Raw genomic sequence first — 12,022 nt, forward strand, 5'->3', positions numbered from 1 at the left:
CCTTTGGAAATACCTGAATTATATTTTAAAACAGATATTGAATGGCGAACATGGTTACACAGTAATTATAATTCCTATAAAGGCATTTATTTAATCTTTTATAAAGTTGAAAACAAAGAACCATCTATGCGATGGGAAGAAGCGGTAAAAGTAGCTATTTGCTATGGATGGATTGATTCTACAGTAAAAAGCTTAGGAAACGGAAAACGCCGACAATATTTTTCACCAAGAAACGACAAAAGTGTTTGGAGTGCTTTAAACAAGAAATATATTGATTCACTTATTGCTGATAATTTAATGCATGAAAGTGGATTAAAAAAGATTGAAATTGGAAAACAAAATGGTAGTTGGACTGCCTTAGATGATGTTGAAAATGGCATTATACCAGAAGCCTTACAACTAGAATTTGATAAACACCCAACGGCTTTTGATAATTACCAAAACTTTGCCCCTTCATATAGAAAAAGCTATTTATATTGGTTAAAACAAGCCAAAAGAGAAGCGACAAAACAAAAGCGTATTTCTGAAATCATCAAACTCTGTGAAGCAAATATTAAGTCAAGAGACAACTGGTAAACAAAATTAAGGGTTTATAAAAGCACCAATTTGCGCATTGCTTATTTTAGGATTTGCACCATCCTCTTGCGCTACTAGTGCACCAACAGCACAAGCAAAATTTATGGCCTCTTGTGGACTAACATTATTTAACAATTGACTAATTAGCGATCCTAAAAAGGAATCGCCAGCACCAACTGTATTCTTAACTTTTATTTGATAGCCACTATTATAATAAAGCTTTCCATTATAAAGTAAAACGGCTCCATGCGCTCCTTTGGTAACACAAACATGCTTGGTATTTGTCTTTTCTGCTATATAATTCAAATTTTGTTCTAAGGAGTTATATACAGAACCCATACTCTTACTTACTTCATAAAGTTCATCATCGTTAAACTTAATAAAATCAGATGTATTCATAAGATATAGAAGTACTTCTTTTGAATAATGAGGTGGTCGTAAATTAAGATCAAATACTTTATAATGTGCTAAATCTATAAGTTTATAAAGCGTATCTCTAGATATATTGTCTCTAGTTATTAAACTCCCAAAAACAAAAGCATCAGATGCTTTTACAGCATCTATAGAAGCTTCTGTTAAACTTATTTTATCCCAAGCACTTGGATATACAATATCATACGATGCAGATCCTTTATCATTTAATATGACCTTAACCTCGCCTGTTTCAAATGTATCAATAACTTGAATGCAACTTATATTTAAATCATTCTCTAAAAAATAATGCATTAATTTATTACCAGCAACATCATTTCCAACAGCACTAATCATAATAACTTCATTATTAAAAGAAGCAGACCGAAGTGCCACATTTAATGGTGCGCCACCAATTTTTTTATAAGTTGGAAAAACATCCCATAGTACTTCTCCAAAACAGACAATGTTAGCCATAAATTTTATTTTAATAATTTAATCATTCTTACTTAGTAAAAAAGATTAGACTCCATAGTTTGTTGATTAATGGAGCTTTTAAAAACTTCAATCATTCGCTTAGCGATTCCTGTCCAACCAAAATTACGACGTGCAAAACGAGCGCCTTCAACAGACAATTCATTTCGCATTTTAGGATATAAAAGCGGCATAGCCATCATAGCACCAAACTCAACAGGCCTGTGAGGATCTGCAAATAAAGCTTGATTACCAAAATCAATTAAATCATACAAACCACCATGCACAGTAATAATACTTGGTGTACCACAAGCCATAGCCTCAATAGCAACCATTCCAAAAGGCTCATATCTAGAAGGCATAACAAAAATATTAGCCGATCTATAAACGTTTGCTAAATCTTCATCGGCTATATAATTTTTCCATTTTATTTTATCCATAATACCAAGTTCGGTTGCCAACTTCTTAAGTGTTGCAACACCTTCATCATCTTGATCAGATTGATCGCTACCAATAGCCGCTACTAATCTAGCTTCAGGGCAAAGTTCGAAAACCGTTGGTAATGCTCTTATTAAAAGATCATAACCTTTATTATGTGCCATTCTTCCTAAAGTTAAAATATCTGTAGGATGAATATCGTACTTAACACGAATTTTGTCATTTTCTTTTGAAGGTACTGGAAAAAATCGATTTTCGTCAATTCCAGGAGGAATCATAGTACAATTTTTAGCCAAAACATCGTATTGTTTTGTCAACAAATCTACTTGAGGCAATGTTGTAGCAATTACGTGATTACACATTTGATACACAAAATATTCTTTTCTAATACGTTCTTTAAAACGATAATTTTTCTCCATCACCTTTTCATCCATATCACTTCCCATAGTATGCTGTTTCCACCAACCAACAGAGTGTGGTGTATGCACATGCGAAACGCCTAATTCTTCGGCTATTTTTTGTCCTGCCCAACCTGCATCCCAATAATGAGAATAAACAACATCATACTTTTTGCCTTCTTTTTTAATAGCTGCTAAGCAATTGGTAACAAACTTTTTTAAATGATCGTGCATATCTTCTTTTCGGATAAACTTTTTTCCTCCAAAAGGAATTCGCCATACACTGTAATTTTCATCTACATGATCGTACTCTGGTTGATCTTCAAATTGACGTGTTACTAAATCTACTTTTTTTCCTAGTCTACTAAAACGCTCAGCAAGTTCTAAAACATAAACTACTTGTCCACCAGTATCTGGTTTTCCTAATTCTGCATTGGCTCCTACATAGCCATGTAAAGAGATCATCAATATTGATTTCATATGTTTAAATTTTAGTTAATTATTTAATTATTCGTAAGTCATTGCAAGCTGATATATATTGGGCCGCAGACCAAGCCTGATACGCTTTACCCATAGCTTTTCCTGTAGTACCATGTGCCCATTCGGTAAATTCCCATTCTTCTGTTAATCCTTCTTTATTTATTAGAGCTAATTTGTACAACTCTGAAATAGCAACATCTCTAAGCCCTAACTTATTAATAAACTTCACCCAAAAACCGCCTACAAAAGGCCAAATACCACCATTATGATAGTGATTTGGAAGGTTTAATAAATTAACGGTATAGTATGGTTTCCAATCAGGATCACCAGGTGTTACAACAGGATACACATTAGATACAGGAAACGGATCATTAACACCAACACCTAGCATAAACTTGAAGGTTTGATGGGCTTTTTCTGCATCGACAGCGCCATGTAAAAAGGCTAACACGTTTCCAAACACATCACAACGCCAACTAAAATCGAAAGGTGTTGTTTGCGCTATTAAATAAGGCGTATCTCCTAGTGTAAATTGACGTTCGGCAAAGGACACCGATTGAAATAATTTTTGCTGTGTTGAAGGCCAAAAATTTTGTAATATTTCTTTTTTAATAACTTGAGACCATCTTATATGTTCTCCAGCTTCTTCATAATCTCCTAACATTTCCAGCATACGCCCAAAACATACATTTGCTCGATACCAAAGAATTTCATCATAAAGAATGTTATAACTTCCTCCAAACAAATCGGTCCAATCTCCAGCTTCAGGAATTTCTAATAAGGCATCATTGTTACTATCGTGCGCTCCTAACCAACGCATGGTTTCTTTAATATCTGAAATATATTTTCGAAGAAACTTTATATCTTTTGTTACATTAACATATTCATAAAACGCAATTACTACCCAAATACCACTATCAATAGAACAGATACCTCCTACTCCAGAATAATCGGCTACATTGTCTTTTATACGAACGTTAGAAGGTATTTGTCCGTTACGAGAAATGTGTTCAAACAGAGTTATTAATGTTTGACGTTGGCATTTATGAATTTCTTCATCATGTATAAGCGATAACGATCCTATAACTGTAATAGCTCCATCACGAGCCCAAACGCTATGATAATTTTCATCGGTTCCATTTGGCACATTATCTTTTATAGAACATGCCGAAAACCCTAAAGGTGTAATATTCTTTTTTAATGCTTCAACAGCTTTATCATAACCTTCTCGTATTAATTCTAATTTTTCTTTATCGTCTTCATCTGCTATATTATTTAACTCTTGTTGAATGATATAATCATCGATATGATCTTCTTCATTAATTATTTTTGCTTCCTCAGGTAATATGCCATAATATATAAGTCCTTCAATAACACCATCACCATGATCTCCCTCGGCATGGTAAATCTCTCTGTGCTTTGTAAACCTATATAGTTCTTCATGGGCATTGGCAACTACAATACCTCTAACATCATCCATATCGAACATAGCCGAATCATTTCCGCTATCTCCTGCAACCACAACATTATCGGCCTTTAAATCTAATTTTTTAAGCAACCATTGTAGCGCATTTCCTTTATTAGCCCATTTAGGAAGAATATCTAAAAATTTTTCTCCAGAATACACCACGTTTATGTGCATGTCTGCATTTGAAAAATCTTGTTCGATACTAGATATTAATGCCTCGGTAGCATCATGAAAATAGTAACTCCTTTTATATGAATGTTGAAATTTAGCCGGTTGCTCACTTATTGGATGATTGATGCTTTGTATAACTTGTTCAACCCTTGTTAAGTCCCAACCATCATCTAAAACATCATTAAATTCTTTAACAATAGATTTACTATTAAAATCATAAATAAGAGTTCCTACACCAGCTATTATATAATCTGGTTTTGGCAAAATTCCTTTTTTTATAAGACCAAGCACATCGTCTATTAATCGTCCTGTATTATACGCAAGTAAAACATCTGTTTTTGCTTTGTATTTATTCCAAGTTTTAGGGAAGTTACTTTTTAAAGTGTGAAAATCGATTAGTGTGTTATCAATATCAAAAGATAAAATTTTGATAGGACTCTTTTGCATAAGGTTTATATCCATAATTTAAGAAAAAGGTATAGTGTTTTGTTGACTGATTTCGGGAATGAAATCGTCTAAAAAAACTGTTTGTTTTGCTTAAGATACAGAAAAAACAACGAACAAACCCCTTTAAAAACAGGCTTCTAAGGCTCATTAATTATTTTTAGTAAAATAAAAATATCACATACTTTAAAATGAGTATTTAAAAAAATAAGCCGCTTAAAAAATGAATATGTGAATTACAAAAACATGAGTAAATTGCCTTTATAAAACAAAAACGCATAATCGATTTTATTCAATTATGCGTTTAATTAGGTTTTTAATATTAAAAAATAAATTAAGTAAAAGCTACTCTACACGCTTTAACCCATCTAAGCTTTCAATTTTTATTTGCTTGCCTATTGTTGAAATAAGACCTTCTTTTTTAAATTGAGATAATACACGAATAGCAGACTCGGTTGCTGTACCAACAATATTTGCAAAATCTTCACGAGATAATAAAATGCTTAATGTTTTATCTGGATTGATACCAAAACTATCGTGAATATAAACTAAGGTTTCAGCCAAACGTTGACGCACCGTTTTTTGAGCCATGTTAACTATAATATTATCGGCTTCTTTTAAATCATGCGCCATATCTTTTAACACTCCAAACGAAAATTTAGAATTCCTTTTCAAATCACTAATCATTTCACTTTTAGGAATGAAACAAACTTCCATATCATTTAAAGCCATGGCTTGTAAATTTGAAGGCTCTTCTGTAATAAGCGATCGCTGTCCTAACAACTGCCCTTTTACTACCATTTTTACAATCTGATCTTTTCCGTTTTCGCTTAATTTTGATAGTTTACAAATACCATTTCTAATACAATAAACACCATTTATAATTTCGCCTTCTTCAAAAATAATTTCACCCTTTTTAATAACCCTAGATGTTTTACATCCAGAGATACGTATTAACTCTTCTTTATTTAAAGATTTAAGCGAATTAAATTGTTTAATTATGCATTGTTCACACTTTCCCATAATCAATTTGATGTTTTTAAAACTAACAAAATGTACTGTTTAAAATATTCATTTAATGTAAAACTAAAAAAGGAACATCGGTATAATAACTTATTTTTGGAGTGGTAGGATGAAATAATATTTTTTGAAAATAGTTTAAATTTTTAGCCAACATTGCTATTAAATTTATGTTTCTATTTTCTACAAATTTCTGTAAAGCATCTTCAATATGATTATTGGTTAGAAAATGAAAACTATGTTCATTATTATTAAAATAATCACCTAGAAATTCTTTGTTTTTTTGTTGATCTTCATTTAAATCAATACCATCTCTCTTTATATTTAAAACTCTTACAGCAGCTTGACATGACTCTACAACATCTGCCAGAGGCTGTATAGTTTCTGTTGGATAAAAGAATGAAAAGTCTGTTGGAAACGCAATCTCTTTCAAGTCTACATACTTAGCATTTTCTGGCACCACCAATGTTGTACATTTTACTTTTGTAATAACATTACCCGTATTAGTTCCTATAGCAAACTTACCAATACCAGATGCACCACGAGTCCCCATGACTATATAATCAATCTTTTTCTCAGTAACCTGCCTTCGAATAGAATTAATAATATAATTATTATCCATTATAGGATAGTACTTATGATTTGGGTTTGAAAGCGACCTTTTATGTATTCGCTTTACAGTTTGTTGTAAAAGTTTTTTTGAAGAATGCTTTAAAACACTAGAAACATTGGCATCATCAAAAACAGGAACATTTTCATTGTATGCTAAAACATTTGAAGTATTAACATGTAATATATAAAAATTACATGTTGATTTACTGAAAAATGAAAGCGCGTACTCAATAGCATTCCATGCGTTCTCAGAAAAATCAGTGGGTATTAAAATATTCTTCATGTGTTTATTTAGTTCTAAAAACAAAAATAAACGCATGATGTTTAACGAAATATGACCAATATCATATTTCTCCTATTATTGAAATAAATCTAGGTTACTTGTTGTAGTTTTTTTAGATCTAAAATTTTGATATTTCTTCCTTCTATTTCAATAATACCATTATCTTTAAAACTAGAAAGCGTTCTAATTAAGCTTTCTGTAGCAATTCCTGCAACACTTGCTAAATCATTACGTGAAATTCTAATAATATCATCTGGAGTTTTTCTATTAAGCTTTTCGGCAAACTTTAATATGGTATTTGCGGTTCTCTTTTTAACCGAGCTATATGCCATTTGTAATAAATGATCTTTAACACCAGTAAGATCTTCTGCTAATAATTGAATAAGCTCTAAAGTTACTTTATGATTATTTTCAAGTACGTCTTTAAGTTCACTTTTAGAAATACCTATTAATATGGTATCTTTTATAGCTGTTGTAGTTTCTTGGTATACTGTATTTTGAGTAAACGATGTGTAACCAAATAAATCATCTTCCTTATATAAGGCAGTTGTAAGATCTTTTCCTTGCTCATCAAACTTATGAGACTTAACTAATCCTTTAGATATTAAATAAATATAATTTGAATTTTGTCCTTCTTCATAAACAACATCACCATGAGCATATTCAACAACTTTACCATTATCATCAAAAAAGTTCTTTAGGTCGTTAAGCGTTCTAATGTCATCTTCGCCAGATTCATTTTCTCCATTTTCTTCATCAACATCTCTTAAAATAGCCGCCTTCGCCAATCTACTTTCTATAGCGCTAATAAGCTCTTCTTCTTCAAAAGGTTTTGTTATATAATCATCGGCACCAAGATCCATACCTTTTCTAACATCTTTACGCTCGGTTTTTGCTGATAAAAAGATAAAAGGAATGTGTTTAGTACTTTCATTCTTTGCTAATGCTTCTAAAACACCATAACCATCAAGTTCTGGCATCATAATATCGCAAACAACAATATTAGGTAAATACTTTATTGCAGTCTCAACCCCTAATCTCCCATTAGGCGCTGTTACAACTTCATAATTAGATAGCTCTAACAATTCTGCTGTGTTTTCTCTTAAAACAACATCGTCTTCTATCAACAATACTTTCTTCATTATTCTGCTTTATTTTGTATTATAATTGTAAATGTACTTCCTTTATTTTCTTCACTTATAAAACTTATAGTACCTCCTAAATTTTCTAAATGGCTTTTAACAATATTTAACCCAATACCTGTTCCTTGGGCAAGCAGAGCGTTTTCGGCTCTAAAGTAACGATTGAATATGCTTTTTTGATCTTTAAGAGGAATTCCTATACCATTGTCTTTTATATTAAACGTTGTATATGTTTCATCTTGTTTTACATCAATATCTACGATCGTATTTTCTGAAGAATACTTTATAGCATTATTTACCAAATTTGATAATGCCAATTCTATAATTTTTTCATCTTGATGCAAAGACATATCGTCTATATTCTCTGGATAATTAATTACTTGACCATCTTTTAGAAGCATATTAGCATTATAAACCACTTCGTTCACCACTTTACTTAGTTTAAAAGTGGATAGCTTATAATTCATTTTTCCTGTTTCTAATTTTTCAATAGACAAGAAATCATTTAATATATTATTAAGGTAATGTACTTTATCTGAAATTGTTTTTATATGCTTATCTCTTCTCTCTTGCTGCTCACTTAACTTATACTTACTCAACAACATAGAAGAGGTTAAAATACCACTTAAAGGTGTTTTAAACTCATGAGAAACTAGCGATAAAAACTTAGTTTTTAATTCATTAAGCTCTTTTTCTCTTTTAAGCGCATCACTTATTTTATCTTGAGCTTCAATACGTTTCTTAATTTCTGCATCACGCTCTACATTTACTATTTTTAATTTTTCAACCGTATTGGTTAATTCATTAGTACGCTCTCTAACTTTTTTCTCTAACTGTGTATTTAATTCTAATAATTCTAGTTCTTGCTGCTTACGTATTGAAATATCTATAACTAAAGTCATTATAAAAGTATCTCCATTAATTTCTAACGGATTTAAACCTGCTTCAACAGGAAAAACAGCACCATCTTTACGTGCACCATACAAATCTCTACCACGCCCCATTTTTCGGCTTTCCTTTTTAGCCATAAAACCATCAAAATGAGCCCCATGATTTGAATGATAGGTTTTAGGAATTAAAACATTGAGATGTTGATTATATAATTCGTCTTTTGTATAGCCAAACATAGCCTCAGAAGACTTGTTTGTTGCTACAATTTTCTGATTTTTATCTACTACAATAACGCCTTCAGAAACAGCCTCAAAAAGTACATTAAAAACATTATCCTCGCTTCGAAACATTAATTACTACAGTATTACTGCCTTACAAACAGTGTTAAAATGAAAATGATTACTTACTTTAATTACAAAGACAAATAAACTAAAATACTGATTAACAAATCGTTTACAGTATCTCATGTTAAATATTCTTGTTTGGTAAATTTAAGTAAAACATGATAAATATCATATTTAAAAAGCACATCTTTTTTCAATTTTGGCTCAGGTATAAATGAGCAAATAATAATGAGTAAAGACACATGTTTTCACTGTGGTTTAGAGGCAACTTCTGCTAAAATCACATATGACGATAAAGCGTTCTGCTGTAATGGTTGCAAAACCGTTTATCAGATTTTTTCTGAAAACGATTTAAGTTGCTATTACGATTTACAAGCTGCGCCTGGAGCAACTCCCAAAGATATAGAAGGTAAATACAATTTTTTAGAGAACACAAAAATAATAGAGCAATTACTCGAATTTAATAATGCTACTACTCAAATAGTAACACTTTATATTCCGCATATTCATTGTAGTTCTTGCATTTGGATTTTAGAAAATTTAAACAAATTACATCCTGACATTAGTTCATCGATAGTCAATTTTGGTAAAAAGACGGTTCGAATAAATTTCAACATAGAGTTATTATCATTAAAAGAACTCGTTATACTTTTAAGTAGTATTGGCTACGAACCTTTTATTAGTTTAGATGATTATAGCGTTGGAAAAAAACACGTAAACCGAACACTAATTTATAAATTAGGTGTGGCTGGATTTGCTTTTGGGAACGTGATGTTTTTATCGTTTCCTGAATATTTTCAAGTCAACGAATTTTGGTTAGAACAGTTTAAACCACTATTTAGATGGCTTATGTTTGCTTTTTCTGTTCCTGTTGTTTTTTATTCGGCTCAAGACTATTTTATTTCAGCATACAAAGGCTTACGTACAAATATTTTAAATATTGATGTACCCATAGTTATAGGTGTCTCTGTACTTTTTATAAGAAGTACAGTCGAAATTATTTTAAACACGGGCTCTGGTTTTTTTGACAGTCTAACAGGTCTTGTTTTCTTTTTATTACTAGGAAAATTTTTCCAGCAAAAAACCTACACGTTTTTATCTTTTGAACGTGATTACAAATCGTATTTCCCTATCGGAATCACCAAAATAACAGATGATAATAAAGAAGAATCTATACAGGTTTATGACATTGAAAAAGGCGACCGGCTTTTAATTAGAAATGAAGAATTAATTCCTGTTGACTGTATTTTAATTAAAGGAAGCGCACGTATAGATTATAGTTTTGTTACAGGAGAATCAAAAACGGTTTCAAAACAATCTGGCGACAAACTATTTGCTGGCGGAAAACAACTTTACGGAAGTATTGAAGTTGATGTTTTAAAATCGGTAGAACAAAGTTACTTAACCCAACTTTGGAGTAACGATGTCTTTAAAAAAGATAAAGAGCTATCGTTTACAAACATTACCAACAATATTAGTAAACGCTTTACTTTAGTTCTTTTATCAATAGCTCTGGTAGCAACTGCATTCTGGTTGTTTTTCGATTCTAGCAAAGCATTAAACGTATTTACATCTGTTTTAATTATTGCATGCCCTTGTGCTATTGCCTTAGCTGCTCCATTTACTTTAGGAAATATTTTACGCATATTAGGAAAGAAAAAGTTCTACCTTAAAAATGCCAGTGTTATTGAACAATTATCAAAAATAAACACCATTATTTTTGACAAAACAGGAACAATAACAGCCAATAAGGAAACAACCATCAAATATGAAGGGTTCGAATTATCTGAAGATGAAGAATCCTTATTAAAAAGCACATTACGAGGCTCTAACCATCCTCTAAGCAGATCACTTTACCAACTTTTAAACCAACATGACATTGTAACATTAGACACTTATGAAGAACATCTAGGTGAAGGTATTACAGCTTCTTATAAAAATGCAAATATTAAAATAGGGTCAGCTTCTTTTATAGGCCATTCAGCACATACAGCAACCTTAGACACATCAGTGCATGTAAGTACAAACAACTCTTACAAAGGTAAGTTTACCTTTTATAACACCTATAGAAAAGGATTATCTCAATTATTTAATATTCTTAAAAAAGAATTTGATTTGGTGATTCTCTCAGGTGATAATTCAGGTGAAAAAAATAATTTAACAAAATTACTACCTACAAAAACAAAACTGCTTTTTAATCAAAAACCAGAAGATAAACTTGAATACATAAAATACCATCAAAGCGAAGGTGCCAATGTATTAATGATTGGCGATGGTTTAAATGATGCAGGCGCACTTGCACAAAGTAATGTAGGTATTGCTATTTCAGAAAACGTGAATGTTTTCTCCCCTGCTTGTGATGCCATTTTAGATGCTTCAAAATTTAATCAGTTATACAATTATATAAAAATTTCAAAGTCGGCTATAAAAATAATTAAATGGAGTTTTTTTCTATCATTTATCTATAACAGTATCGGACTTTATTTTGCAATCACAGGACAATTAGCTCCTGTTGTCGCTGCTATCTTAATGCCTTTGAGCTCAATAAGTATTGTTGCTTTTACAACTATTGCTACAAATATTTTAGGCAGGAGATTAAAGTAAAAACAAAAAACATGACAAATGTCATATTTTAAAAATTACTATGAAAGTACTTTTGAACCATAACTTCAAGTAGGTATGGGTGTTATTTATGTATTACTAACAATAAGTGTTATTGTTGCTGTCGGATTTTTTATAGCGTTTATTCTAGCTGTAAAAAGCGGTCAGTATGACGATAGCTATACACCATCAGTTCGTATGCTTTTTGAAGATGAACTCGTAAAAGAAAAAAACAAAAAATCAATACTAACCAAAAAAGATTAACAACT

General features: G+C 31.2%; 10 protein-coding genes. 3 read left to right on the plus strand and 7 right to left on the minus strand.

From position 1 onward, the window contains the following. Positions 1 to 3 precede the first annotated feature (3 nt). Entirely contained in the window at positions 4 to 576 is a 573-nt protein-coding gene (locus tag ACH5TX_RS07800) for a YdeI/OmpD-associated family protein (protein WP_439338968.1), read from the plus strand. A 6-nt stretch (positions 577 to 582) separates the two neighbouring features. On the opposite strand, the gene ACH5TX_RS07805 is transcribed toward ACH5TX_RS07800, so the two are convergent. The 7 genes from ACH5TX_RS07805 to ACH5TX_RS07835 all read right to left on the minus strand — a co-directional run bounded on the left by ACH5TX_RS07805 (position 583) and on the right by ACH5TX_RS07835 (position 9,158). Next, positions 583 to 1,464: a carbohydrate kinase family protein gene (locus ACH5TX_RS07805; protein ID WP_439338969.1), complete on the minus strand. Its 882-nt coding sequence runs from the start codon at positions 1,462 to 1,464 to the stop codon at positions 583 to 585. A 32-nt stretch (positions 1,465 to 1,496) separates the two neighbouring features. Further along, entirely contained in the window at positions 1,497 to 2,777 is a 1,281-nt protein-coding gene (locus tag ACH5TX_RS07810; RefSeq protein WP_439338970.1) for a glycosyltransferase, read from the minus strand. Between the two features lie 19 nt (positions 2,778 to 2,796). Continuing rightward, the gene (locus tag ACH5TX_RS07815; protein WP_439338971.1) at positions 2,797 to 4,878 is read right to left on the minus strand and encodes an HAD-IIB family hydrolase; all 2,082 of its coding nucleotides are present in this window, start codon (positions 4,876 to 4,878) and stop codon (positions 2,797 to 2,799) included. Positions 4,879 to 5,205: 327 nt separating this feature from the next. Continuing rightward, positions 5,206 to 5,883, minus strand: a complete 678-nt coding sequence (locus ACH5TX_RS07820; protein WP_439338972.1) for a Crp/Fnr family transcriptional regulator — start codon at positions 5,881 to 5,883, stop codon at positions 5,206 to 5,208. A 52-nt stretch (positions 5,884 to 5,935) separates the two neighbouring features. Beyond that, complete coding sequence (locus ACH5TX_RS07825; protein WP_439338973.1) at positions 5,936 to 6,775, minus strand: universal stress protein; 840 nt, start codon at positions 6,773 to 6,775, stop codon at positions 5,936 to 5,938. Positions 6,776 to 6,864: 89 nt separating this feature from the next. After that, positions 6,865 to 7,917, minus strand: coding sequence for a response regulator (locus tag ACH5TX_RS07830; RefSeq protein ID WP_439338974.1), 1,053 nt, complete (start codon positions 7,915 to 7,917; stop codon positions 6,865 to 6,867). Next, the gene (locus ACH5TX_RS07835) at positions 7,917 to 9,158 is read right to left on the minus strand and encodes a PAS domain-containing sensor histidine kinase (protein ID WP_439338975.1); all 1,242 of its coding nucleotides are present in this window, start codon (positions 9,156 to 9,158) and stop codon (positions 7,917 to 7,919) included. Before ACH5TX_RS07835 ends, ACH5TX_RS07830 begins: the two co-directional genes overlap by 1 nt. A 222-nt stretch (positions 9,159 to 9,380) precedes the next feature. Here ACH5TX_RS07835 and ACH5TX_RS07840 point away from each other — a divergent pair, with 222 nt between their 5' ends. Further along, positions 9,381 to 11,756, plus strand: a complete 2,376-nt coding sequence (locus ACH5TX_RS07840; protein ID WP_439338976.1) for a heavy metal translocating P-type ATPase — start codon at positions 9,381 to 9,383, stop codon at positions 11,754 to 11,756. Positions 11,757 to 11,831: 75 nt separating this feature from the next. Then, positions 11,832 to 12,017, plus strand: a complete 186-nt coding sequence (gene ccoS, locus ACH5TX_RS07845; protein WP_439338977.1) for a cbb3-type cytochrome oxidase assembly protein CcoS — start codon at positions 11,832 to 11,834, stop codon at positions 12,015 to 12,017. Positions 12,018 to 12,022: the final 5 nt, after the last annotated feature.

The organism is Thalassobellus citreus (genome assembly GCF_044385915.1).
Lineage (GTDB): Bacteria > Bacteroidota > Bacteroidia > Flavobacteriales > Flavobacteriaceae > Thalassobellus > Thalassobellus citreus.